Here is a 23,372-nt window from a genome sequence, read left to right as displayed (position 1 = left end):
CGCCAAGCCGAGGGCGTCGCCGCACTGCGTCCATAACTGTCACAACCACCCCCTAGGATGGGCCGATGACCCTTGCCCGCCGGAGTTCGCCCCATGCCGCGTGATGCCGCCCCCGAGACCCCGGCCACGCGCGGGGATGCCCGAAGTGACCTGATCCGCATCCGCGGCGCCCGGCAGCACAATTTGAAGTCGCTGGACATTGACCTGCCGCGCGGAAAGCTGGTGGTGCTGACGGGGCTGTCCGGCTCGGGCAAATCCTCGCTGGCCTTCGACACCATCTATGCCGAGGGGCAGCGGCGCTATGTCGAATCGCTCAGCGCCTACGCACGGCAATTCCTGCAACTGATGCAGAAGCCCGATGTGGATTCGATCGAGGGCCTCAGCCCCGCCATCTCCATCGAGCAGAAGACCACCAGCCACAACCCGCGCTCCACCGTCGGCACGGTCACGGAAATCCATGACTACATGCGTCTGCTCTGGGCGCGGGTGGGCGTGCCTTACAGCCCGGCCACCGGCCTGCCCATCGAGGCGCAGACCGTCTCCCAGATGGTGGACCGGGTGCTGGCCATGCCGGAGGGGACGCGGCTGCTGATCCTGGCGCCCGTGATTCGCGGCAAGAAGGGTGAATACCGGAAGGAATTGGCGGAGTACCAGCGCCGCGGCTTCGAGCGGGTGAAGGTCAATGGCGCGCTCCACCTCATCAGCGAGGCGCCCAAGCTCGACAAGAAGCTCAAGCACGACATCGAGGTGGTGGTGGACCGCATCGTGGTCCGCGAGGGAATCGCCCAGCGCCTCGCGGACAGTTTCGAGACGGCGCTGGGGCTGGCCGATGGCATCGCCTATGCCGAGAACGCCGACACCGCCGAACGGACCGTGTTCAGCCAAAAATTCGCCTGCCCGGTCAGCGGCTTCTCCATCGAGGAAATCGAACCGCGGCTGTTCAGCTTCAACTCGCCCCAGGGCGCCTGCCCGGTCTGCGACGGGCTCGGCACCGAGAGCTTCTTCGACCCGGCCCTGGTCGTGCCCAACGAGGCCGCCAGCCTGCGCGAGGGTGCCATCGCCCCCTGGGCCGGCAATGCCTCCAGCCCCTATTACGACCAGACGCTGGCCTCGCTGGCCAAGCACCTCAAGATCAACCTGGACCATGCCTGGGAGGGGCTGCCCGAGGCCGCGCGCCAGGCCATCCTGCACGGCACCGGCGGCGAGGTGGTGACGCTGCGCTACAAGGACGGGCTGCGCGCCTATGAGGTGGCCAAGCCCTTCGAGGGCGTGATCGCGAACCTCCAGCGCCGCTTCCGCGAGACCGACAACCCCTGGGTGCGCGAGGACCTCTCGCGTTACCAGGCGCAGAAGCCCTGCCATGCCTGCAACGGCCATCGCCTCAAGCCGCAATCGCTCGCGGTGAAGGTGGCCGGCTGCCACATCGGCGAGGCGAGCGCGCTGTCCATCCGCCGCGCGCGGGAATGGTTCGCGGGGGTGAACGAGACCCTTACCCCGCAGCGCCAGGAAATCGCCCGCCGGATTCTCCGTGAGATCGAGGACCGGCTGCAATTCCTCGTGGATGTGGGGCTGGACTACCTCTCCCTCGCCCGCTCCTCGGCCACGCTGTCGGGCGGCGAGAGCCAGCGCATCCGCCTCGCCTCGCAGATCGGTTCCGGGCTGACCGGCGTGCTCTATGTGCTGGACGAACCCTCCATCGGCCTGCACCAGCGCGACAATGAGCGCCTTCTGGTCACGCTGCGGCGCCTGCGCGACCTCGGCAATTCCGTGCTCGTGGTGGAGCATGACGAGGACGCCATCCGCACCGCCGACCATCTTGTGGATATCGGCCCCGGGGCGGGGGCGGCGGGCGGCACCGTGGTGGCGCAGGGCACGCCGGAGGAGGTGGCGGCGCACCCCACCTCCGTCACCGGCGCCTATCTCTCCGGCCGCCGCGAAATCCCGATGCCGCCGACGCGCCGGCCGATTGATCGCAAGCGCATGCTGCGCGTGGTGGGCGCCACCGGCAACAACCTGAAGGACGTGACGGCGGAATTCCCGCTGGGCACCTTCACCGCCATCGCCGGCGTCTCGGGCGGGGGCAAGTCCACGCTGGTGATCGAGACGCTGTTCAACGGCCTCTCGCGCCGGCTGATGGGCGCCTCCGTCGTGCCCGCGCCGCATCAGCGCATCGAGGGCATCGAGTTGATCGACAAGGTCATCGATATTGACCAGTCGCCCATCGGCCGCACGCCCCGCTCCAACCCCGCCACCTATACGGGGCTCTTCGCGCCGATCCGCGACTGGTTCGCGGAACTGCCGGATTCACGCTCGCGCGGCTACAAGCCTGGCCGCTTCAGCTTCAACGTGAAGGGCGGCCGCTGCGAGGCCTGCCAGGGCGACGGCGTCATCAAGATCGAGATGCACTTTTTGCCGGATGTCTACGTCACCTGCGACACCTGCAAAGGGAAGCGCTACAACCGTGAAACCCTGGAGGTGAAGTTCCGCGGCAAATCCATCGCCGACGTGCTGGACATGACGGTGACCGAGGGCCGCGAATTCTTCTCCGCCGTGCCGTCCATCCATGAGAAGCTGCGGATGCTGGAGGAGGTGGGGCTGGGCTACATCCATCTCGGCCAGCAGGCGACCACGCTCTCGGGCGGCGAGGCGCAGCGCATCAAGCTCGCCAAGGAACTCAGCCGCCGCGCGACGGGCCGCACCCTCTACATCCTGGACGAGCCCACCACGGGCCTGCATTTCGAGGATGTGCGCAAGCTGCTGGAGGTGCTGCACCAGCTGGTGGCCACCGGCAACACGGTGGTGGTGATCGAGCACAATCTGGAAGTCATCAAGACCGCCGACTGGGTGCTGGACCTCGGGCCCGAGGGCGGCGAGGGCGGCGGGCGCATCGTGGCCCAGGGCACGCCGGAGGAGGTCGCGGCCAACCCCGAAAGCCACACGGGCCGCTTCCTTCAGCCCATCCTGGCGCGCCACGCGCCGCCCGCGAAGCCGAAGCGCAAGCGCGCCGGCTAGGACGCCCGCGCCGCCGCCTCGCCAGACAGCCAGGCGCCGGCGACGGTGCCGGCGAAGCGGCTGTGCGTGGCCTCGCCCGCGAAGGTGAGGCGCCCTTCGCCCAGCGGCGTGGCCAGTACGGCGCGCGAGGCGTGGTGCCCCGGTCGCGCATGGCTATAGCTGCCGAAGAACAAAGGGTCATCGCCCCAGTGCGTGACCAGCGCCTCGCCCAGCGCGTCGTCGCTGCCGAACATGGCGGCGAAGTCGGCGCGGGCGGCGGCCTCGGTGGCGGCCACGCCCTCGCGCAGCAATGCCCAGGCGCGCGCGCCGCCCACGAAGCTGAAGACCAGCGGTGCGTCGAAAGGGCGGAACACCCAGGACATGGGCTGGGGCGCGGCCGCCGTCACGGCGCGGCGCGCGGAGTGGAAGGGCGCCACGCCCACATCGCGCCGCAGCCGGAAGGCGAACTTCGTCAGCAGCCCCATGGGCAGGCCCGTGATGGCGTCGCGTGTGGCTGGAGGCAATTCGGGTGTGAAGCGCAATCCGCCCCCGGCCAGCACGCCGGTCGAGACGGTGACGATGGCGCGCGCGGCCCGCAGCGTGCCGAACTCACCCTCCGCCACCACGCCCGGCCCTTCCCAGCGCAGATGGCGCACGGGGTGGTGGAGGCGGATGTCGAGCCCTTCGGCCAGCCGCGCCACCAGCCCGCCCACGCCCTCGCGTGGCAGGAGGTTGGGCCCGTCCAGGTCGGTGCGGACGTAATCCTCCAGCGAGATGCGTTCCAGCTCGGCGCCATTGATCTGGCTGCCCAGCCAATGCGCGATGGTGGCGTCCCAGCGGCCTCCCCGCGGCGCGGCTTCCGTGACGGGGCGGTCGGGGGTGAGGGGTGCCGCCGCCAGCGCATCTTCGAAGGCCCCATGCGCGCGCCAGTAGTCCTGGAACTCCTCGGGTGTGGCGAATCGGTCGCCCAGATGCAGGTGGCGCTCGCGCACCGTGTCGTGGTCGATGTGCTCGGCCACATGCGCGGTGAGCGGATTTTCGTGCGCCTGGTGCAGCCAGGTGGCGCCATGGTCGAAGGGTACGCCAAGCGTCGTGCAGGTCCGCGCCCGCCCGCCCAGATGGCCCGAGGCCTCCAGCACCACGCAGCTTCGCCCCGCCGCGCGCAGCGCACGCGCCGCCGCGATGCCGGCGCAACCCGCGCCGATGATGAGCACCTCTGGATCGCTGTTCAACATGCCCGCATCATGCCCGCGATCACGGAGGACGCCCATGCTGCAGCCACCCCCCGCCGAACCCGGCATGCGCGAGGACGAGGTGGACACGCCCGCCCTGCTGCTCGACCTCGACGCCTTCGAGCACAACCTGGACACCATGGCCGCACTGCTGGCGCCCACGAATGTGAAGCTGCGGGCCCATGCCAAGACGCACAAATCTCCGGTGATTGCCCGCATGCAGATGGCGCGCGGCGCCATCGGCCAGTGCGTGCAGAAGGTGGCCGAGGCCGAGGCGCTGGTCTGGGGCGGCGTGCCCGATGTGATGGTGACGAACCAGGTGGTGGGCGCGCGCAAGCTCGCGCGGCTCGCGGCGCTGGCGAAGGTCGCGCGCGTCTCCATCTGCGCCGACGACCCCGCCCATGTGGACGCCATCGAAGCCGCGGCCGAGGCGGCCGGCGTGCGCATTCCCGTGCTGGTGGAAATTGACGTGGGTGCCGCGCGCTGCGGCGTCCAACCCGGCCCGCCCGCGGTCGCGCTGGCCCAGCGCATCGCGGCGTCCCGGCATCTGAGCTTCGGCGGCATCCAGGCCTATCACGGCAGCGCCCAGCACATCCGCACGCCCGAGGGCCGTGCCACCGCGATCCGCGGGGCCGCCGAGGAAGCCCGGCGCACGGTGGAGCAACTGCGTCAGCAGGGCCTCGACTGCCCCGTGGTGGGCGGCGCCGGCACCGGCACCTTCGCGCATGAGTTGGCGAGCGGCGTCTACACCGAACTCCAGGCCGGTTCCTACGCGCTGATGGACGCCGACTATGCCCGCAACGAAGATGCGCCGCCCTTCCGCCACGCCCTCTTCGTGCTGGCGACGGTGATGAGTGCCGCCACGCCGCACATCGCCGTGCTGGACGCGGGCCACAAGGCCATGCCGACCGACAGCGGCTATCCGCTGGTCTGGGGGCGGGAAGGGGTGCGCTATGTCGGCGCCTCGGACGAGCACGGGAAGCTGACGGTGGAAGACCCGTCGCTGCGTCCGCGGCTCGGGGAAAAGCTGCGCCTCGTTCCCGGCCATTGCGACCCGACGGTGGACCGCTACGACTGGTATGTGGGGGTCAGGAAGGGAAGGGTGGAATGCCTCTGGCCCGTCGCGGCACGGGGGGGGATGGCCTAGGCCAGCCCTACCTTCTGCGGAACCTCTCCACCGCCGCCACCAGCGCCGTGCGGATGCCGGGCTCCAGCGCGGAATGCCCGGCATCGGACACCACGGTCAGCCGGGCACGCGGCCAGGCGGCGGCCAGGTCGAAGGCCGTCTCGGCCGGGCAGACCATGTCGTAGCGCCCCTGGATGATCTCGGCGGGCATGTGCGCGATGCGGTGCATGCCGCCCAGCAACCCGCCCTCGGGCAGGAAGAGCCGATGCTTGAAGTAATGCGCCTCGATCCGCGCGAGCCCCAGCGCCGTGCGGTCCTGCGCGAAGGAGGCCACCGTCTCGGGCGAGGGCAGGAGGGTGGAGCAGCTTCCCTCGTAATGGCTCCAGGCGCGGGCGGCCGGCAGGTGGAGCGCGGGGTCGGGGCTGGTCAGGCGGCGGAGATAGGCCTCCAGCAGGTCATGCCGTTCCTCGGGCGGGATGTGCTCGACGAAGGCGGACCAGGCATCGGGGAAGAAGCGGCGCAGCCCGTGCAGGAACCAGTCCACCTCCTCGTCCCGGCCCAGGAAGACGCCGCGCAGCACGCAGCCCGTCACGCGCTCCGGATGGGCCTGGGCATAGGCCAAGGCGAGGGTGGAGCCCCAGGAGCCTCCGAACAGCAGCCAGCGTTCCAGCCCCAGGAAGCGCCGCAGCGTCTCGATGTCCTCGACCAGATGCGGCGTGGTGTTGGCGGTGAGTTCCCCCAACGGGCGCGAACGACCGGCGCCGCGCTGGTCGAACACCACAAGGCGCCAATGCGTGGGGTCGAAGAAGCGGCGGTGCACCGCGCCCGCCCCGGCGCCGGGGCCGCCATGGAGGAACAGCACGGGCTGGCCGCGGGGATTGCCCACCTGCTCCCAATACATGACATGCCCGTCGCCGAGCGGCAGCAGGCCGGTCTCGAAGGGCGCGATATCGGGGAAAAGGTCGCCACGGGGCATCTTGCAGTTATCCTTCGCCGCGCCGCGCGGGGCAATGGCTTCGGCCATCCGCGCCGATCATCATTCTCCCCCCTTCGCCTTCGGCCCAGGACTGCCTAGTTTAACATTATGCCAGTTTCGCGACCCGGCCCCAGCGCCGCGTCCACCGCACCCCAGGGCGCCGTGTGCGCGGTCTGCGGCACCGAAAGCCGCCAGGCCTTGTTCCGCGCCACCGCGCCGGAGCAGGCGCCGGACCTCGACCTGCGGCCGGGGCAGCCGCTGCGCGCCACCATGGGCCGCTGGCTGCAGCAATGCCCGCATTGCGGATACTCCGCGCCCGACATCACCCAGGCGCATCCGGCCGCGGCCCAGGCGGTGGGCGGGGCCAATTACCGTGCCTTGCTGAATGATGCCTCCCACCCGCCGCTGGCGCGGCGCTTCCTGGCCTGGGCGCTGGTGCTGGAGGAGACGGGCGCGCTGCACGCGGCCGCCGAGGCGACGCTCCAGGCTGCCTGGACCGCCGATGACCTGGGCCGCCCCGAACTCGCGCGCAGCTGGCGGCTGGAGGCGGTGGCGCTGTGGCGCAGCGGCCCGCCGCTGGATGCCGAGCAGACCGTGCGCGTGGTGGACGCCCTGCGCCGCGCCGAGGAATGGGAAGACGCCGCCCATACCGCCCGTGCCCTGTTGCAGGACGACCCGCCCGAGGCGGTGGCCCAGGTGCTGGCCCTGGAATTGCGGCTGATCGAGGCCGAGGATGCGGCCCGTCACAGCGTCGCCTCCGCCCTGCCGCCGCCCTCGCGCCGGCCGCATGTCTCGCACCAGCGCAACCGGCCGCGCGGGGACGGGCTGTTCGGCTGGCTGCGCCGGCTGTTCCGGCGTTGACCTGGGACGGCACCCCGTCCAGATAGGTTATAACATACCTATCCTGCGAGGTGCCCGATGAACCGCCGCCTTCTCCTGGCCCTGCCGGCCCTGCTGCCCTTCACCGCGCTCCGGGCCCAGTCCCGCCCCGTGGTCGCCGCCTCCTTCACCATCCTGGGCGACCTGACGCACCAGGTGGTGGGGGACCGCGCCGAGCTGCGCGTCATCGCCGGCCCCGATGTGGACGCGCATCACTTCCAGACCCGCCCCTCCCACGCCGAGGCGGTGCGGACGGCCAATGTCGCCATCCGCAACGGGGCGGGCTTCGACAACTGGTTCAACCGCCTGCTGGGCAGCACCAATTTCCGCGGCACGCGGGTGGTGGCGACGGAAGGCCTGACGCTGCTGCGCGAGGCCCCGCGCCCCGGCCACAACCACGGCCACAACGACCCCCATGCCTGGCAGGATGCGCGCCTCGCCGCCCGCTACATCCGCAACATCGAGGCCGGCATGGCCCGCGCCGATGCCGATGGCGCCGCCCATTACCGCGAACGCGCCGAGGCGGCCGTGGCGCGGCTGGAGGCGCTGGACAATTGGGTGCGCGCCGAGATCGCCCGGGTGCCCGAGGCGCGGCGCGTCGTCGTCACCAGCCATGACGCCTTCGCCTATTTCGGCGCGGCCTATGGCGTGCGCTTCCTCGCCCCCCAGGGCATCGGCAACACCGAGCCCTCGGCCCAGCAGGTGGCGCGGCTGATCCGTCAGATCCGCGAGAACAACATCACCGCGGTCTTCGTGGAGAACATCAGCAATCCCGCCACGCTGGAGCGCCTGGCGCGCGAGGCGGGGGTGACGGTGCAGGGCCGGCTCTACGCCGATGCGCTCTCGGCCGCCGATGGCCCGGCCGCGACATATGAGGCGATGATGCGCCACAATGTGGGGCTGATGGTGCGCGCGATGGCGGGCTGATCAGCGCTCCAGGGTCCGCCGCAGCAGGCGCCCCCACTGGGCGTCGAAGGGGTGGACCTCGGCATCGCCTTCCAGGGGCAGCCCCTCCGCCCGCCAGCGGAACAGCCCGCCGCGCAGGTTCAGAAGCGCGGCCGGGCGCGCGGAGGCGATCAGCGCCTGCACCCGCTCCAGCATCCGCCCGGAGCGCCAGCCGACGGCGCAGTAGAACACCACCTCGCGCCCCGCCACGCGCTCGGCATGGGCGGCGCGGAAGGCCTCGGCCGGCATGTCTGGCGGCAGGCGATGGGCGCCGGGAAGGCGGCTTTGGGCGAATTCCTCCGCCTCGCGCACGTCGAACAGCACCATGGAGGCGAGGCGCGGCGCCAATTCGCGCGGCGTGATCTCGGGCACCGGGATCAGCCGGCTCACCGCGCGCTCCACATCCGCCAGGCTGGTCGTGGCGTCGGCCGGGTCGGGCAGGCCGCGCCGCCAGAACCAGGCCGCGGCCGGGAGCGGAACCAACGCCGCCGCGGCGGCGAAGGGAAGAAGATGGCGGCGCTGCATCATCACATCCGCGACATGGGGCTGCCCTGTGCTTCGCGCCAGGGAAGGGGCAGGTTTCGCCCATGCCGGTGATTGTCTTCGCCCTGGGCCTGCTCACGCTGCAGGGCGGCATGCGCGCCCTGGCGCCCTTTTTGGCCGAGGGGCCCGTGATCCCCTTCGCCCCGGTGCTGGGCTTCGTGGCGTTCGCCGTCACGGGCGGGGCGCTGTGGCTGGCGGCAGGGCCGGCCATGTTCGCGCGCATGCCCTGGCCGGCCTGGCTGGCGCTCGGTGTGGCGTTGCGGCTGCCCTGGCTCGACGCGCCCTCCGTGTTGAACACCGACCATTTCCGCTACCTCTGGGACGGCGCGCTGGTGGCGCATGGGCTTTCCCCCTGGGGCCCGCCGCCGGCCGCGGGCGTCCCGCCGGCGCTGGGCGAGGCCGGCGAGGCCCTGCGCGAACAGATGCGCTTCACTGGGTTGCGGAGCATCTACCCTGGCACGGCCCAGGCCGCCTTCGGACTGGCGCACCTGCTGAGTCCCTTCGGTATGGCAGGCTGGCGCGCCGTGGCGCTGCTGGCCGAGGCGGCGACGTTGTTGCTGGCCTTGGGACTGCTGCGCCGCGCGGGTTGGCCCGCCGCGCGGGTCGCGTTGTGGTGGTGCTGCCCCCTGCTGCCCGTGCTGGTACTGGGCAATGCCCATCTGGACGTGCTGCTGCCGCCCCTGCTGCTGGGCGCGCTCTGGGCGACCCTCGCCGGACGTGGCGTGGCGGCGGGGGTGCTGCTGGGATTGGCGGCGGGGGTGAAGCTCTGGCCTGTCCTCCTGGCGCCGCTGCTGGCCTGGGCCCTGCCGCCGGCCGCGCGCCCCGGGGCGGCGCTGGGCCTGCTGGTGGCGGGCGGCGCCACGATCGCGCCGCTTCTCGCAACGCTGGGGGCCGGGGATGCGGGGCTCGTGGCCTATGCCGGGGGCTGGCTGGTGAACAACGCGCCGCTGGCCACGCTGGCGGCGCTCTGGCCCGCCGCCGCGGGCTGGGCGCGGCCCGTGCTGGGTCTTGTCGCGGGGCTGGTCGCGCTGCTGGTCGCCTGGCGCGCGCCCGCCGGCCCGGCCGGGCTGCTGGGTGGAACGATGGTGGTGGCGGCGGCCGTCTTCTACCTCTCGCTGGCGCAGTACCCGTGGTATGCCCTTTGGTTCATGCCCCTCGCCGCGCTGCTCGCCTTCCGACCCCTGCTGCTGCCGGCGGCGCTGCTGCCGCTCTACTGGCTGTGGTTCCCGATGGACCGGGCGGGGCAGGGGGTGTTGTTCAACCTGACGCTCGCCTGGGGGCATCTGGCGTCCGTGCTGCTGGCGCTCCGGCTCTGGCGGCGCCAATGAATGAGCCTCGCGTCGGCGTGGTCATCCCCGCGCGCGACGAGGCGCCGGCCCTGCCGCGCGTCCTGCCCTTCCTGCCGCCCTGGCTGCACGAGGTGGTGGTGGTGGACAATGGCAGCCGCGACGCCACCGCCGAGATCGCCCGTGCCCTCGGCGCACGGGTGGTGGACGAACCCCGGCGCGGCTATGGCCAGGCCTGCCTTTCGGGCATCGCCGCCCTCTCGCCCGAGGTGGAGGTGGTGCTCTTCATGGACGCCGACGCCGCCGACCGGCCGGAGGACATCCCGGCCCTGCTCGCGCCCATCGCGGCGGGCGAGGCCGTGCTCGTCATCGGCTCGCGCGTGCGGGGTGAGCGCGAGCCGGGCGCGCTGACTCCGCAGCAGCGCCTGGGCAATGCGCTGGCCTGCGCGTTGATGCGCGGCATATGGGGCGGGCGCTTCACCGATCTCGGCCCCTTCCGCGCCATCACGCGCAAGGCGCTGGAGCGGCTTCGCATGACCGACACGAGCTGGGGCTGGACGGTCGAGATGCAGGTGCGGGCCCTGCGCCTTGGCCTGCCCGTGGCCGAGGTGCCGGTGGCGTATCGGCGGCGTGTGGGCGTCTCCAAGATCTCGGGCACCCTTTCCGGCTCGGTGCGGGCGGGGACGAAGATCCTCTACGTGATCGGGCGGGAGGCGCTGTCCCGCCGCCCGCCCTGACCGCGCCTCAGCCGTCGAGCCGACGCAGGCGCCCGCTGCGGACCAGTTCCGCCCAGCGGGCGGCGTCGGCGCGGAAATAGGCGGCGAAGCCCGCGGCGTCGGTCGGGATGGGCTCGACCAGCGACTGGCGCATGCGCTCCTGCACGGCGGCGGTGGCGATGGCCTCGCGGCAGGCGGCCTCCAGACGCTGGAAGGCCTGAACGGGCGTGCCGGCGCGGGTGAAGAAGCCCAGCCACAGACCGAATTCATAGCCCGCCACGCCCTGCTCGGCCACGGTGGGCAGGTCGGGGAAGACCGCCGTGCGCGCCGCCGATGTGACGCCCAGCGCCCGCACCGCGCCGCCGCGCACCTGGCCCGAGGCCGAACCTGCCGCATCGAGCAGGAAGTTGATGCGCTGGCTGATCAGGTCCGGATAGACGGCGCCGGAGCCGCGATAGGGAACGTGCAGCAGCTGGGTGTTCGTCGCCGCCGCCAGCAGCTCGCCCGCCAGGTGGCTGCCCGTGCCGGGGCCCGAGGAGCCATAGCTGATCTCGCCCGGCCGGGCCCGCGCGGCGGCCAGCAGCTCGCCCAGGTTCTGGAAGGGGGCCTGGGGCGAGACCACCAGCAACATGGGCACGGCGCCGATGCCGCTCAGCGGCGTCAGGTCATTCAGCGGGTCGTAGTTCAGCGTCTGCAAGGAAGGCCCGGTGGCCTTGGACACGGAGCCGAGGACGAAGCTGTATCCATCGGCCGGCGCGCTGCGCGCCACATGCGCGCCGCCGATATGCCCGCCCGCGCCTGGCCGCTGCTCCACCACCACCGTCTGGCCCAGGATGCGCGACATCTCGGGCGCGATGACCCGCCCCAGCACATCGGCCGAGCCGCCGGTGGCATAGGGAATGACCATGGTGACCGGGCGCTCGGGAAAGGCGGCGCGGGCGATGGTGGGGGCGGCGAGGCCAAGCCCGGCGAGGAGGGGGAGGGAACGGCGATGCAGCATGGGGCAGTCTCCTGGATCGGCTTGGGGCTCCAGGTAGGCATGAACCATGCCAAGGGGCCCCGCCGCCGCGAGACCCCTTATTGCACGATCTGATTTGGTAGGAAATCTAGGCCGATATTTCCGCGGCCTTACGCTGTAGAATAGCCTTGTCCACCTTGTTGGTGCCCGCCAGCGGCAGCGCCTCCAGGAACCACACCCGGCGTGGGTGCATGAAGGCCGGCGCATGGCGCAGGGTGAAGGCCTTGAGCGTGGCCTCGTCCACCGTCGCACCTGGCCGGCGTACCACGAAGGCCACCGGCTTGGTGCCCTTGATCTCGTCGGGCACCGGGATGACGGCGGCCTGTTCCACCTCCGGGTGGCGTTCGAGGACGGCTTCCACCTCGCCGGGGAAGATGTTCTCGCCGCCGGAGATGAACATGTCATCCGCCCGGCCCACGACGTAGAAAAACCCGTCCGCGTCGCGGCGCATCACATCGCCCGTGACGTAGAATCCGTCCGCCGTGACGGGGGGCTTGAGGTCCGGCCGGTTGTAGTAGCCGTTCATCAGCCCGGGCGTGCGCTGTTCCAGCACGCCCTCGTCACCCAGCGTGCCATCGGGGGCGCGCAGGCGCAGCTCCACCACCGGCAGCGGGTAACCCACCGAGAGCTGCGGCGTGGGCAGGCCCTTCGGGTGGGGGCCGAAGACCACTGGCCCCGCTTCAGTCGTGCCATAGGCGTTGATGAGGCGCGCGGTGGGGAAGGCGGCCTTGATGGCGGCGGCCAGCGCCTCACTGACCGGAGCGGAGCCCAGGCGGATGGAGCGCACGCTGGTCGTGTCCGTCTCCGCCAGCAGCGCCTTCTCCCGCAGCAGCATGGCGAACATGGGCGGCACGGCGGTGAGCCAGGTGCAGCGCTCCTCGCCGATGGCGCGAATGTAGTCGGCCTCGCGGAATTGCGGCAGCAGCACGATGGTCGCACCCGCGGCCAGCGCCAGTTGCGCCAGCGCCAGCCCGTTCATGTGGTAGAGGGGCGCCGCGATGAGGAAGCGCTCCTCCCGCTGCGGCGCGGCGGCCAGGCGCTGTTCCACGATCCAAAGATGGGATTGGTGCGACAGCACCACCCCCTTGGGCTTGCCCGTGCTGCCCGAGGTGTAGAGGAAGAGCGCCGGCTCGGCCGGGCCGGGCGTGATCGGGTCCAATGCCCCCGCATCAAGAAACCCATGCCAATCAGGGCCTTCCAGGGGCAGGGTGGGAATTCCACCAGGCACCTGGGCGGCAAGGGCTGCGTCATGCGCGACCAGACTGACTTCGGCATTGCCCAGCACATAGGCAATCGTCTCGGGCGGGAAGCGCCAGTTCACCGGCACCGCCACCACGCCCACGCGCATGGCGCCGCAGAGCAGCGCCAGAAATTCGACCGAGTTGGCGCCGAGCAGACCCAGCCGGTCGCCCCGCACGAGGCCGCGGCGCAGCAGGCCCCGCCCGGCCGCATCGGCCAGGGCGTCGAACTCCGCATAGGTCACGACGCGCCGGGCGCCGCCTGACCGGAAGATCAGGGCGGGCTTGTCGCCCGCCACGTCACCCGGCGTCAGCGCGCCGAGGTTGCGCGCCGCGAAGCCGCTCATGCCTTTGGCGGGGCCGGGGGTGCCGTGAGGTAGACGCCACGGCCCGAGGCGCAGAGCTTGCCATCGCCGTCGAACACCGAGGCCTCGGCCACCGAGAACTGCCCGCCCGCGCGCACCACCTTGCCCTTGCAGGTCAGGTCGCCCGGCATCGCCGCGCGGTGGTAGTCCACCCGCATGTCAATGGTGGGCACGCCGCGCCCGGTGCTCGAGACCAGCGCCCAGTCGGCCGTGAGGTCCACGAGGGCGGCCAGGATGCCGCCATGGGTGTAGCGGCGGTCGGGATTCACCACCCACTCCTCGCGCCAGGTGGCCTTCAGCTCGATGGTGCCTTCGCCGACCGCGATCACCTTGATGCCGAGCCACTGGTGGTAGGGGCCACGCAGCAGCATGGCCTCGACCTCGGCGGGGGTGGGGAGGGGCTTCTTCTCGCTCATCCTTCGTCTCCGTTCGGCAGCACGACCACCTTGCCCAGCACCTCGCGGTCGCGGATCAGGCGCAGGCCCTCCGCGGCCTCATCGAGCGGGAGCACCTTGTCGAGAACCGGCGCGATGCGCCCGTCCTGGATCATCTCCATCAGGGCGGCCAGGTTGTCGTCGTAGAAGGAGTTGGAGCCGATGATCTGCAGCTCGAAGGACCAGACGTAGCGCAGGTCCTCCTTAGGGTCGTGGCCGGCGGTGGCGCCGCAGACCAGGATCTTGCCGCCACGCTTCACGCAGCGCAGCGTCTTGGCCCAGGTGTCGCCGCCGGTGAAGTTGATGACGACGTCCACCCCGCCCTCATAGTTGCGGCGCTGCGGCTTGCCGTACTTCTCGGTGGCCCACTTGGAGAAGTCCACCTCGTTGTAGTTGATGGCCTCGTCGGCGCCCATCTTGAGCAGCGCCTCGCACTTCTCGGCCGAGCCCGCGCAGGCGATGACATGCGCGCCCAGCTGCTTGGCCAGGATGACGCAGCCCGTGCCCACCCCACCCGAGGCGCCGAGGATCAGCACCTTGTCGCCGGCCTTGATGGTGTTGTGCGTCACGATCATGCGGTGCGCCGTGCCGTAGGCGACTGGCAGCGAAGCCGCCTGCGCGAAGGTCACGCCGGCGGGCATCTTGATGAGCTGGTCGGCGGCGACGCGGCAATACTGCGCCATGCCGCCATCGAGCATCTCGCCCATCAGCCCCTTCTTCTTGTTCAGCGGGTTGACCAGCACGCGGTCCCCCACCGACCAGCCGGAGACGCCAGCACCCACCTCGGTGATGGTCCCCGCCATGTCGAGGCCGATGACGACCGGCATGGGCACCTTGATGCCCGGCATGCCCTTCACCGTGAATACGTCATGGTAGTTGAAGGAGGAGGCGCCGACGCGGATGACGACATGCCCCTCATCGGCCACCGGCATGGGGTGGTCTTCCACCACCTGGAGCTTGTCGAGGTCGCCATGTTCGCGCAGCAGCAGCGCGCGCATCGTTCCGGCCATCATCCATTCCCGTCTTGTGCAGCGATGTTCCGGAAACTACTGCACCTTGTCCGTATGACAAGCCGCGCACCCCCCAGAAGCGACCTCGTGAAACTGCGTAGATGCCAGCTGGAACTGGCCGCGCGGGCGGTACGGCAGGACGCGCTGGGCGAGGTGCGGCGCATCGCGGGGGTGGATGTCTCCTCCTCGCGCTTCGACCCCGCGCGGATGGTGCATGCGGCGGTGGTGGTGTTGGCCTGGCCCTCGCTGGAACCCGTGGCGCGCGCCGCCGTGAGCCTGCCGGCGCCCATGCCCTACATCACTGGGCTGCTGGCCTTTCGGGAGGTGCCCGCCATCGAGGCCGCGCTGGCGCAACTGCCTGAACCGCCAGACCTGCTGATGGTGGATGGCCAGGGCATCGCCCACCCGCGCCGCTGCGGCATCGCGACGCATCTGGGCGTGGTGACGGACCTGCCCAGCATCGGCGTCGCCAAGTCGCGGCTGGTGGGCCAGCCCGCTTCCCCGCTGGGCGAGGCACCCGGCGCCATGGTCGAGGTGTCGGACCGCGGCGAGGTGGTGGGAGCGCTGCTGCGCAGCCGGGCGCGCGCCAACCCGCTGCATATTTCGCTCGGCCACCGCGTCAGCCTCGATACCGCGCTGCACTGGGTGCGGGCCACGCTGCGCGGCCGCCGCCTGCCCGAGCCCACCCGTGCGGCGCATGAATGGGCCGGACAGGCGCGCCGCGCGGCCATGGCGCCGCCGTCCGACGCGCAGTAGAGAGGGGCATGCAAAGACTCTGGTTCAGCGCGGCGGGCCTGGCGGGTTGCGCCGCCGTGGCCCTCGCGGCCCTCGGCGCCCATGCGCCCCTCGACGCGCGGGAGATGGTGCAGTCGGTGGCCATGATCCTGGGCTGGCACGCGCCGGCGCTGCTGGCCTTCGGCGTGTGGAATGACGCGCGGGGCAGGGCGGTGGCGGCGCTGATGCTGCCCGGGCTGGTGCTGTTCTCTGGGGCCGTGCTGTTCCGCGCCTTCACGGGCGTCTCGCCCGGGCCGATCGCGCCGTTGGGCGGCTTCGCGCTGATGGCGGGCTGGCTGGTGCTGGTGGCACTGGCCTTGCGGGCGCCCCCACGCGCATGATCCGCGCCGCCTACCTGGCCGATGAGGGGCTGGAGACGGCGCTGGAGGAGGAGCTCACCCTCTCCGGCCGCGCTGTGCTGCGCTGGCATGGGCGCCTCGCCCTTTCGCCCGACCCGCCGGCGCCCGCCGCCTGGGCGCTGGATGTTTGGGACGCCCCGCGCGAGATCGCGGCCGGCTCCATCAAGGAGGCCGCGGACGCGCTGCGCGCCATCCAGCGCAACTGGTCGCTCGTGCCCGCCCTGCATCACCGCCGCGCCGCCCTGATCGAGGCGCGGCTGCCACCGGTGAAGGCCCGCCCACTCGTCTTTCCCGAACCAGCGCCCACCGGGCATCTGGGTGGCTGGACGCTGCTGGAGACGGGGCTGCTGCTGGCCTCCCCCACCAAGTCCTCGCCCTTCCCGGGCGGCGCGGTGCGCTTCGTGGAGGACCGTGAGGGCCCGCCCTCCCGCGCCTATCTGAAACTCTGGGAGGCGCTGACACGGCTCGGCCGGCATCCGGCGCCGGGCGCACGCTGCCTCGACCTTGGCGCCTCGCCCGGCGGCTGGACCTGGGCGCTGGCCCAGCTCGGCGCGCAGGTGACGGCGGTGGACAAGGCGCCGCTCGATCCGCGCGTCATGGCCATGCCCGGCGTCACCTGGCGGCAGGACAGCGCCTTCGCCCTGGAGCCCGAGCCGGTGGAGTGGCTGTTCAGCGACGTCATCTGCTACCCGGCGCGGCTGCTCGCCCTTGTCCGGCGCTGGCTGCCGGTCGCCACCAACCTCGTCTGTTCCGTGAAGTTTCAGGGACCGACCGACCACGCCGTGGTGGCGGAGTTCGCCGCCATTCCCGGCGCCACGCTGTTCCACGGCGCCCACAACAAGCATGAGCTGACCTTCGCCCGCCTGGGGTGAGAGTCTTGAGGCGCGTCATTCACGCTTCCGGGCGTTCCGCCCTTCAGCGATCACGCGCGGCCGGCAACCGCGCACTTCACCGGGCGTTGAGGGCGCGACGCGTATCGCCGCCCCGGCGAAGGAGTTTCGCCCCCCATGTCCGATTTCCGCCGTGCCTACCATTCCATCCGGCCGGCGGGCGCCCCTGAGGGGGGAACCAACCTGGCGCTGACCGCGCTGCTGGTCATTGCCGTGCTCTACTTCGCGCGGGAACTGCTGGTGCCCCTGGCGCTGGCCGTGCTGCTCTCCTTCGTGCTGGCGCCCATCGTGCGCGCGCTGCGCCGGGTCGGCAACCCGCGGGTGCTGGCCGTGCTGGCGGCGGTGCTGGCCGCCGTCGCGGTCCTCCTGGTGCTGGGCCTGGTCATGGCCCGGCAGCTCAGTGAGCTGGCCAGCGACATTCCCTTCTACCAGTTCGAGCTGACCCGGAAGCTGGCCTCCATCAATGCGAGCGGCGGGATGATCGAGCGCGTGCAGGAGATGCTCCAGGGCCTCGCCGCCGGCGCGGAACGCGCGGCGGCCCCTGAGCCAGCACCCATCCCCGCCGCCGACCCGGTGCGGCCATTGCCGGTACAGGTGCATCCGCCGCCGCCCCGCACCTTCGAAGTGCTGCGCACGGTGGTCGAGCCCTTGCTCTACCCGCTCGCCACCTTCGGCATCGTCATCGTCTTCGTCATCTTCGTGCTGCTCTACCGCGAGGATCTGCGCGACCGCCTCATCCGCCTGATCGGCGCGCATGACCTGCAGCGCACCATGGCCGCCATGGACGACGCGGCCTATCGCCTCTCGCGCTTCTTCCTGGCGCAGGTGGCGATGAACTCGGCCTACGGGATGGTCATCGCGCTGGCGCTGTTCTTCATCGGCGTGCCGCAGCCCATCCTGTGGGGTATCGTGGCCGGGCTGATGCGCTTCGTGCCTTTCGTGGGCACCATCATCGCCGTCGCCTTCCCGCTGATCCTGGCGCTGGCGGTGGAGCCCGGCTGGACGATGCCCCTGCTGGTGCTGCTGCTCTTCGCAGTGGGCGAGGGGGCGATGGGCCAGGTGTTCGAGCCACTGATCTTCGGGCGTTCCACCGGCCTCTCCCCCATCGCCGTCATCGTGGCGGCCACCTTCTGGACCTGGCTCTGGGGCCCCATCGGGCTGGTGATGGCGGTGCCGCTCACCGTCTGCCTGGTGGTGCTGGGGCGGCATGTGGAACGCTTCGAGTTCCTGGAGGTGGCGCTGGGCGACCGACCACCCCTCGAACCGCCCGAAACCTTCTACCAGCGCGCCTTGGGCGACGACCCCGATGCGCTGGCCGAGCAGGCGGAGATGGCGCTGAAGGAATGCCGCCTCTCCCGCTACTACGACACGGTGGCGCTGCCGGGGCTCGTCCTGGCACAGGGCGATGCCCAGCGCGGCCGACTGGGCGAACGCCAGCTTGATGGCATGCGCGCCCGCCTGGCCGCGCTGCTCGAGGATCTGGAGGAGGATGTGGAGGCCGATGTGCCGCCCCCTGCGGCAGGGAAGGACGCGCCCGCGGTGCCGCCCCCCGCGCCACGCCCCGACGCCGGCCCTGTGCTCTGCGTGGGCGGGCGGGGCCCCTTCGACATGGCGGCGGCCGCCATGCTGGCCCAGGTGATGCGCAAGCGTGGGCTGGACGCCGGCGCCGCCCCGGCCGAGATGCTGCGCGGCGATGCCACCCCTGCCGAGGAACTGGCGCGCATCCGCCAGGCCTGGCTTTGCACGGTGGAGGGCATGGGCTCCACCGCCGCCGCGCGTTCCATCCTGCGCCGGGTGAAGCGGCGCCTGCCTGGGGTGGAGGTGAATGTGCTGGTCATCGGCAATGAGGGGCGCCTGGCCGAGGCCCTGCGCCAGGAAGGCGCAGGGTCCGTGACCAACAGCATGGAGGCCACCGCCGACCAGGCCTGCCAGGCGGGCGAGGACCAGGACCGGGCCTAATGGCGGCGCAGCAGCCGCCCTGGCAGGCGTCCGGTGGGCGCGCCGTTCCGGTAGGTGATCTGGCCGCGCTTGATGGTGGCCTGGTAGCCGCGCGCGCCCTGGATCAGGCGTTTCCCGCCGGCCGGCAGGTCATGAATCATGCGCGGCGGGGGCAGGGCGAGTTCCCCTTCCGCGATGAGGTTGATGTCCGCCAGCATCCCCGGCGCCAGGACGCCGCGATCCGCCAGGCCCATGGCGCGGGCGGTGTCGCTGGTCTGGCGGCGGATCAGTTCCTCCATGGGGAAGCCGCGCTTCGACCAGTGCATCAGGGTGAAGGTCGGGAAGCTGCCATCCGAGATGAAGCCCACATGCGCCCCGCCATCGGACAGCCCCACGATGGCATGGCGATGGCGCAGGCATTCGGCTGATGCATCAAGCGTGTAGTCGGCGAAGTTCGTGAGTGGTGCGAAGATGAAGGCGCTCCCATCCCCGGCGCAGAGCAGGTCATAGGCGACCTCCTCCGGGCTGCGGCCTTCGCGCGCGGCCTGGGCTTCCAGGCTCGCCTCGCGCGGCGGGGCGTAGTCGGGCGGGTCACCGAAAGGGAACATCCGCGACCAGTGCAGCCGGGTGATGAGGGGGAAGTTGGATCCCGCCACCCGGTCCTCGGAGAGGATGGCGGCGCGGCGGGCGGGCTCGCGCATGGCCGCCGCGCGCTCGGCCGGCGGCAGGTGCGCGATTTCACGGTAGGAGCGGCAGCCCGAGAATGGGTTCTGCGACCCCACCAGCCCCATCAGGATGCCGATCGGCCGCGGCGGGAAGACGGGCCGAATGTCGAGCCCGGCCGCGATGGCCTCCCCGGACAGGGCCAGGAGCTCCTTCCAGGCCTCGGTGCGGTCATGGCGTGCCGTCAGGCTGAACACCACGGGCTGGCCCGAGGCCGCGGCCACGCGCCGGACGATGGCGAATTCCGTGGCCGGGTCCGGCGTGTTCCAGTCCGACACCAGTTCCAGCAGGCCACCGCCGCCCTCCGCCATGCCGGCGGCGAGGCCGATCAGCTCCTCCTCCTGCGCCTTCAGGGTGGGTGTGGGGTCGCCGGCCAGCGTCTTGTGGCTGATGGTGCGGCTGGTGCTGGTGCCGAAGGCCCCGGCCGCCACCGCCTCGGCCGTGATGGCGCGCATGCGGGCGATCTCCTCGGAGGTCGCGTTCTCCAGGCGCAAGGCGCGCTCGCCCATCACGTTCACGCGCACGGCGCCATGCGGCAGCAGGGCCGCGATGTCGATGTCGCGGGCCTTGCGCTCGAGCGCGTCGAGATATTCGGGAAAGCTCTCCCAGGACCAGTTCAACCCCTCGTGCAGCACGGGGCCGGGGATGTCCTCCACACCCTCCATGAGTTCGATGAGCGTGTCGCGGTCCTCGGCGCGGCAGGGCGCGAAGCCCACGCCGCAATTGCCCATCAGCGCCGTGGTGACGCCGTGCAGGGCGGAGGGGGCCAGGTGGGAATCCCACACCGCCTGGCCGTCGTAATGGGTGTGGATGTCCACGAAGCCTGGCGTGACCAGCAGGCCCTTGGCGTCCAGTTCCTCGCGGCCAGAGCCATGCACGGTGCCGACCGTGGTGATGGTGTCGCCATCCAGGGCGATATCGGCCTGGAAACCGGGGGCGCCGGTGCCGTCCAGCACCCAGCCGTTGCGGATGACGAGGTCGTGCTTCATGGCTTGGCTCCCCGGATCAGCCGGCCGGGCAGGGCGCCCGTGGCCTCTCCGTTCTGGTGGACCACCTGGCCGGAGACGAGGGTCGCGACATAGCCCCGCGCCCCCTGCACCAGCCGCTTCCCGCCCGCGGGCAGATCGTAGCGCATGTTCGGGCGTTCGATGGTGAGTTCATCGAAATCAATGACATTCAGGTCAGCCTTGAGACCGGGTGCGAGCCTGCCGCGGTCATTCAGCCCCAACGCGGCGGCATTGTCGGCCGAAAGCCGCTTCACCACGAACTCCACCGGCAGCTTCGCGCCCCGCGCGCGGTCGCGCGCCCAATGGGTCAGCATATGCGTCGGCGCCGAGGCATCACAGATATAGCCCACATGCGCCCCACCATCGCCGAGGCCCATCAGGGTGTGGGGGTGGGTGACCATTTCGCGGATGGCATCCAGGTTGCCGTCCGCGTAGTTCAGCAGGGGCCTGTTCAGGATGGCGCGGCCGCCTTCCTCCAGCATCCAGTCGTAGCAGAGGTCCTCGGGGTCGCGGCCCATGGCGCGGGCCTGTTCCAGCACGCTGGTCTCGGGCGGCGGCTCGTAGTCCATGGTGAGCTTGTAGATGCGGGCATAGTTGTTGAGGCGCGCCTTGAGCGCGGGGTCCGTCGGCTCGGCCAGGATGCGGGCGCGGCGCTCCGGGTCGCGCAGGGCCACGGCTCGGGCGTCAATGGGCAGATGCGCCACTTCCTTGTAGGCGGCCCGTGTCAGGAAGGGGTGCTGGGACAGCTCCCACCCGAACATCAGCCCCACCGGGCGTCCCATCACCTGGCCCGAGACGCGCAGCCCCTCGGCATTGGCACGGTCCACCTGCGCCAGGATCCAGCGCCAGAAGTCGGGCTTGGACTCGCGCTGCAACAGCGAGAAGGTCATCGGCCGGCCCGAGAGGCGCAGGATGCGGAGCAGGCGTTCCCATTCCTCCTCCGCCGGCTCATCGAAGTCGGAGATCAGCTGCATCCAGCCACCGCCCAGGCCCCGGGCGATCTCGGCCAGCTCGATCTCGGCAGCGCCCAGGGTGGGGGTGGGCTCGCCCGCCAGCGTCTTGTGGGCGATGGCGCGGGAGGTGGAGAATCCCAGCGCCCCCTCCGCGATGCCCTCGCGCGCCAGGCGCGCCATCTCGGCGCGGTCCGCCTCGGTGGCGGGTTCGCGCTCGAAGCCACGGCGGCCCATGACATGGACGCGGAGTGCCGCATGCGGAACCTGCGTCGCGATGTCCATGTCATAGGGGCGGCTGTCGAGGGCGTTCAGGTATTCCGGGAAGCTTTCCCAATTCCAGGGAAGCCCTTCGGTCAGAACCACTTCCGGAAGGTCCTCGACACCTTCCATGAGCTTCACCAGCATGTCCCGTGCCTCGGGCCGGCAGGGGGCGAAGCCCACCCCGCAATTGCCCAGCAGCGCCGTCGTTACGCCATGCAGCGAGGAGGACAGGATCTCCGAGGTCCAGGTGGCCTGCGCGTCGTAATGGGTGTGGATGTCCACGAAGCCCGGCGTGACCAGCTTGCCGCGGGCATCAATTTCGGGCGTGCCGCGGGGGGCGACGATGTGGCGCTCGACGGCGGCGATGCGGTCGCCGGTCAGGGCGATGTCCGCCTCGCGCGGTGGGGCGCCGGTGCCATCGGCCACGAGTCCGCCCCGGATGATCAGCGTGGGGTCCGGCATGGACATTCTCTCCCGAAGTTGTTCGGACGATCATGTCATGTGTTGGGGCGGCTTGTGGACCCCTGCACGGACAAATCTCAGTAGGGCGCGCCGCCGCGGCCCGCATCGTGGAGCGCATCGCCGCGCCGCTGGCCGTTGCGGAAGGCGGCGCGCAGGGCAGCCGGGGTGGGACGGCGGTCCTCCGCCTCGTCGCGGCAGATGCGGATGGCGGCTTCGCCCAGTCCGCAGGTGACGGCGAAGGTCCAGGCGCTGACCGCGGCACTTCCCCAGAAGGGTGCCAGCTTCAACACCTGGCGCACCATCCAGGACATGGCGTGGCGCAGAAGGAAACCGGCGCCCAGCCCCGCGATCAGCGCGGCCCAGATGGCGGCGTCGGAACCCAGGCCGTAGCGCCGCGCGATGGCGCGCACCATGGCCGCCTGGAAGGCCATGGCCGGCACGCCGCCCAGCAGGGGCAGGGGCGGCGCATCGGCCGCTGCGGCGGCCATGGCCCAGGGCAGGATGACCTGCTGGCGGATGCCCTCCTCCGGGTCGGGCCCGGGGGCGAGGCCGGGCACAAGCTCGGGGGCCAGCGCCTGCATGGCGGCCAGCAACTGGGGCAGGCCGTAGTCATGCGGCTCCCGCAGCCCCTCGCCCTCGGTGAGGTCCAGCGGCACGAAGCCATCCGCCAGCCCGTCGAAGGCGGCGCGCTGGGCGCCCAGCGCGGCCGCGAGGGCCGGTGGGACCGGGTTCACCGCGACGGCCGGGGTGAAGGGGTAGGGGGTGGGGTGGCCCGCGCCCTCCGGATAGAGCTCATGCAGCCGGGTCTGCGCCACGAGCACGCGCCATTCGGGATGCGCGTCGCGGATGGTCCGCAGGGCGGCGCGCAGCCCGCCATGGTCGAGTTCTGCGGCGGCCACCGTCACCAGGATGAGGCCGGGCGCGGCCTCCATGAAGGCCATGTCCTCCGACGGGTCATAGGTCTCGCCCGGCCTCAGCCCCGTGGTCAGCAGGAAGCGGATGAGGGGCAGTTCCTCCGGATGGGCGAACTGCTCGGCGGTGGAGGTGGCGGGTTCGATGGCGGGGCGCAGGGCCGCGCGCCAGCCATGGACCAGGTGCGCAACCAGGCTGCTCTGCCCGGCGCCGGCATGGCCCAGCATCCAGAGGATGGGCGCCGTATCGCTGGCGCGCACGCGCGCGGTCTCGACCTTGCGCTCCAGCCCCATATCCTTGCCTCCCCTTCGGCAACCTGGGGTCGATCATATCG

The 23,372-nt window shown here is 71.4% G+C and carries 20 protein-coding genes; 10 read left to right on the top strand and 10 right to left on the bottom strand.

All coding sequences use genetic code 11. The annotated features are described in order from the left end of the window. The first annotated feature begins 93 nt into the window (after nucleotides 1-93). A complete protein-coding gene (gene uvrA / locus JTN19_RS19875; RefSeq protein ID WP_206936286.1) occupies nucleotides 94-3,012 on the top strand; it encodes an excinuclease ABC subunit UvrA in 2,919 nt (972 codons plus the stop codon). On the opposite strand, the gene JTN19_RS19870 is transcribed toward uvrA, so the two are convergent. Further along, nucleotides 3,009-4,226, bottom strand: coding sequence for a flavin monoamine oxidase family protein (locus JTN19_RS19870; RefSeq protein WP_206936283.1), 1,218 nt, complete (start codon nucleotides 4,224-4,226; stop codon nucleotides 3,009-3,011). The two genes, uvrA and JTN19_RS19870, sit on opposite strands and share 4 nt — an antisense overlap. 34 nt (nucleotides 4,227-4,260) lie before the next feature. On the opposite strand from JTN19_RS19870, the gene JTN19_RS19865 reads away from it, so the two are divergent. After that, on the top strand, nucleotides 4,261-5,370 hold the full coding sequence (locus JTN19_RS19865; protein WP_206936281.1) for a DSD1 family PLP-dependent enzyme: 1,110 nt from the start codon (nucleotides 4,261-4,263) through the stop codon (nucleotides 5,368-5,370). A gap of 7 nt (nucleotides 5,371-5,377) precedes the next feature. Here the strand turns inward: JTN19_RS19865 and pip are convergent, their stop codons facing one another. Continuing rightward, nucleotides 5,378-6,325: a prolyl aminopeptidase gene (gene pip, locus JTN19_RS19860; protein WP_206936279.1), complete on the bottom strand. Its 948-nt coding sequence runs from the start codon at nucleotides 6,323-6,325 to the stop codon at nucleotides 5,378-5,380. Between the two features lie 108 nt (nucleotides 6,326-6,433). On the opposite strand from pip, the gene JTN19_RS19855 reads away from it, so the two are divergent. Continuing rightward, entirely contained in the window at nucleotides 6,434-7,186 is a 753-nt protein-coding gene (locus JTN19_RS19855; RefSeq protein ID WP_206936277.1) for a hypothetical protein, read from the top strand. Between the two features lie 57 nt (nucleotides 7,187-7,243). Further along, on the top strand, nucleotides 7,244-8,131 hold the full coding sequence (locus tag JTN19_RS19850; protein WP_206936275.1) for a metal ABC transporter solute-binding protein, Zn/Mn family: 888 nt from the start codon (nucleotides 7,244-7,246) through the stop codon (nucleotides 8,129-8,131). On the opposite strand, the gene JTN19_RS19845 is transcribed toward JTN19_RS19850, so the two are convergent. Further along, nucleotides 8,132-8,677 carry a rhodanese-like domain-containing protein gene (locus tag JTN19_RS19845; protein ID WP_206936273.1) on the bottom strand — a complete coding sequence of 182 codons (546 nt, stop codon included), beginning with the start codon at nucleotides 8,675-8,677 and terminating at the stop codon, nucleotides 8,132-8,134. Nucleotides 8,678-8,736: 59 nt separating this feature from the next. Here JTN19_RS19845 and JTN19_RS19840 point away from each other — a divergent pair, with 59 nt between their 5' ends. After that, nucleotides 8,737-10,020, top strand: coding sequence for a hypothetical protein (locus tag JTN19_RS19840; protein WP_206936270.1), 1,284 nt, complete (start codon nucleotides 8,737-8,739; stop codon nucleotides 10,018-10,020). After that, nucleotides 10,017-10,715 (top strand): glycosyltransferase family 2 protein, encoded by a 699-nt coding sequence (locus JTN19_RS19835; RefSeq protein WP_206936268.1) that lies wholly within the window; start codon nucleotides 10,017-10,019, stop codon nucleotides 10,713-10,715. The genes JTN19_RS19840 and JTN19_RS19835 overlap by 4 nt, the downstream gene beginning before the upstream one ends. Before the next feature lie 7 nt (nucleotides 10,716-10,722). On the opposite strand, the gene JTN19_RS19830 is transcribed toward JTN19_RS19835, so the two are convergent. The 4 genes from JTN19_RS19830 to JTN19_RS19815 form a co-directional block, all read right to left on the bottom strand. Then, on the bottom strand, nucleotides 10,723-11,694 hold the full coding sequence (locus JTN19_RS19830) for a tripartite tricarboxylate transporter substrate-binding protein (protein WP_206936266.1): 972 nt from the start codon (nucleotides 11,692-11,694) through the stop codon (nucleotides 10,723-10,725). Nucleotides 11,695-11,800: 106 nt separating this feature from the next. Beyond that, nucleotides 11,801-13,297, bottom strand: a complete 1,497-nt coding sequence (locus JTN19_RS19825) for a class I adenylate-forming enzyme family protein (RefSeq protein ID WP_206936262.1) — start codon at nucleotides 13,295-13,297, stop codon at nucleotides 11,801-11,803. Continuing rightward, on the bottom strand, nucleotides 13,294-13,731 hold the full coding sequence (locus tag JTN19_RS19820) for a PaaI family thioesterase (protein WP_184383700.1): 438 nt from the start codon (nucleotides 13,729-13,731) through the stop codon (nucleotides 13,294-13,296). Before JTN19_RS19820 ends, JTN19_RS19825 begins: the two co-directional genes overlap by 4 nt. Beyond that, a complete protein-coding gene (locus tag JTN19_RS19815) occupies nucleotides 13,728-14,759 on the bottom strand; it encodes a quinone oxidoreductase family protein (RefSeq protein ID WP_242531312.1) in 1,032 nt (343 codons plus the stop codon). Before JTN19_RS19815 ends, JTN19_RS19820 begins: the two co-directional genes overlap by 4 nt. Before the next feature lie 87 nt (nucleotides 14,760-14,846). On the opposite strand from JTN19_RS19815, the gene nfi reads away from it, so the two are divergent. From nfi to JTN19_RS19795, 4 genes are all read left to right on the top strand, one after another. Continuing rightward, nucleotides 14,847-15,515 (top strand): deoxyribonuclease V, encoded by a 669-nt coding sequence (gene nfi, locus JTN19_RS19810; protein ID WP_206936260.1) that lies wholly within the window; start codon nucleotides 14,847-14,849, stop codon nucleotides 15,513-15,515. Between the two features lie 8 nt (nucleotides 15,516-15,523). Continuing rightward, nucleotides 15,524-15,874, top strand: coding sequence for a DUF423 domain-containing protein (locus JTN19_RS19805; protein ID WP_206936258.1), 351 nt, complete (start codon nucleotides 15,524-15,526; stop codon nucleotides 15,872-15,874). Beyond that, nucleotides 15,871-16,764: an SAM-dependent methyltransferase gene (locus tag JTN19_RS19800; RefSeq protein ID WP_206936255.1), complete on the top strand. Its 894-nt coding sequence runs from the start codon at nucleotides 15,871-15,873 to the stop codon at nucleotides 16,762-16,764. Before JTN19_RS19805 ends, JTN19_RS19800 begins: the two co-directional genes overlap by 4 nt. 135 nt (nucleotides 16,765-16,899) lie before the next feature. Continuing rightward, a complete protein-coding gene (locus tag JTN19_RS19795; RefSeq protein ID WP_206936252.1) occupies nucleotides 16,900-18,741 on the top strand; it encodes an AI-2E family transporter in 1,842 nt (613 codons plus the stop codon). On the opposite strand, the gene JTN19_RS19790 is transcribed toward JTN19_RS19795, so the two are convergent. From JTN19_RS19790 to JTN19_RS19780, 3 genes are all read right to left on the bottom strand, one after another. Beyond that, a complete protein-coding gene (locus tag JTN19_RS19790; RefSeq protein WP_206936249.1) occupies nucleotides 18,738-20,432 on the bottom strand; it encodes an N-acyl-D-amino-acid deacylase family protein in 1,695 nt (564 codons plus the stop codon). The genes JTN19_RS19795 and JTN19_RS19790 overlap by 4 nt on opposite strands. Beyond that, on the bottom strand, nucleotides 20,429-22,132 hold the full coding sequence (locus JTN19_RS19785; RefSeq protein ID WP_206936245.1) for an N-acyl-D-amino-acid deacylase family protein: 1,704 nt from the start codon (nucleotides 22,130-22,132) through the stop codon (nucleotides 20,429-20,431). Before JTN19_RS19785 ends, JTN19_RS19790 begins: the two co-directional genes overlap by 4 nt. 71 nt (nucleotides 22,133-22,203) lie before the next feature. After that, on the bottom strand, nucleotides 22,204-23,331 hold the full coding sequence (locus tag JTN19_RS19780) for a hypothetical protein (RefSeq protein ID WP_206936242.1): 1,128 nt from the start codon (nucleotides 23,329-23,331) through the stop codon (nucleotides 22,204-22,206). Nucleotides 23,332-23,372 lie beyond the last annotated feature (41 nt).

The organism is Roseococcus thiosulfatophilus (genome assembly GCF_017311575.1).
Taxonomy (GTDB): Bacteria; Pseudomonadota; Alphaproteobacteria; order Acetobacterales; family Acetobacteraceae; genus Roseococcus; species Roseococcus thiosulfatophilus.
Note: the sequence above shows the minus strand (reverse complement) of the source record. Positions and strands in the feature narration are given on the sequence as shown.

Coding starts and splice junctions, on each gene's coding strand:
- JTN19_RS19855 (WP_206936277.1), top strand. CDS start 6,434: ATGCCAGTTTCGCGACCCGGCCCCAGCGCCGCGTCCACCGCACCCCAG.
- JTN19_RS19830 (WP_206936266.1), bottom strand. CDS start 11,694: ATGCTGCATCGCCGTTCCCTCCCCCTCCTCGCCGGGCTTGGCCTCGCC.
- JTN19_RS19865 (WP_206936281.1), top strand. CDS start 4,261: ATGCTGCAGCCACCCCCCGCCGAACCCGGCATGCGCGAGGACGAGGTG.
- JTN19_RS19870 (WP_206936283.1), bottom strand. CDS start 4,226: ATGTTGAACAGCGATCCAGAGGTGCTCATCATCGGCGCGGGTTGCGCC.
- JTN19_RS19835 (WP_206936268.1), top strand. CDS start 10,017: ATGAATGAGCCTCGCGTCGGCGTGGTCATCCCCGCGCGCGACGAGGCG.
- JTN19_RS19815 (WP_242531312.1), bottom strand. CDS start 14,759: ATGGCCGGAACGATGCGCGCGCTGCTGCTGCGCGAACATGGCGACCTC.
- JTN19_RS19785 (WP_206936245.1), bottom strand. CDS start 22,132: ATGTCCATGCCGGACCCCACGCTGATCATCCGGGGCGGACTCGTGGCC.
- JTN19_RS19820 (WP_184383700.1), bottom strand. CDS start 13,731: ATGAGCGAGAAGAAGCCCCTCCCCACCCCCGCCGAGGTCGAGGCCATG.
- JTN19_RS19790 (WP_206936249.1), bottom strand. CDS start 20,432: ATGAAGCACGACCTCGTCATCCGCAACGGCTGGGTGCTGGACGGCACC.
- JTN19_RS19795 (WP_206936252.1), top strand. CDS start 16,900: ATGTCCGATTTCCGCCGTGCCTACCATTCCATCCGGCCGGCGGGCGCC.
- JTN19_RS19840 (WP_206936270.1), top strand. CDS start 8,737: ATGCCGGTGATTGTCTTCGCCCTGGGCCTGCTCACGCTGCAGGGCGGC.
- JTN19_RS19845 (WP_206936273.1), bottom strand. CDS start 8,677: ATGATGCAGCGCCGCCATCTTCTTCCCTTCGCCGCCGCGGCGGCGTTG.
- pip (WP_206936279.1), bottom strand. CDS start 6,325: ATGCCCCGTGGCGACCTTTTCCCCGATATCGCGCCCTTCGAGACCGGC.
- JTN19_RS19850 (WP_206936275.1), top strand. CDS start 7,244: ATGAACCGCCGCCTTCTCCTGGCCCTGCCGGCCCTGCTGCCCTTCACC.
- uvrA (WP_206936286.1), top strand. CDS start 94: ATGCCGCGTGATGCCGCCCCCGAGACCCCGGCCACGCGCGGGGATGCC.
- JTN19_RS19780 (WP_206936242.1), bottom strand. CDS start 23,331: ATGGGGCTGGAGCGCAAGGTCGAGACCGCGCGCGTGCGCGCCAGCGAT.
- JTN19_RS19805 (WP_206936258.1), top strand. CDS start 15,524: ATGCAAAGACTCTGGTTCAGCGCGGCGGGCCTGGCGGGTTGCGCCGCC.
- JTN19_RS19800 (WP_206936255.1), top strand. CDS start 15,871: ATGATCCGCGCCGCCTACCTGGCCGATGAGGGGCTGGAGACGGCGCTG.
- JTN19_RS19825 (WP_206936262.1), bottom strand. CDS start 13,297: ATGAGCGGCTTCGCGGCGCGCAACCTCGGCGCGCTGACGCCGGGTGAC.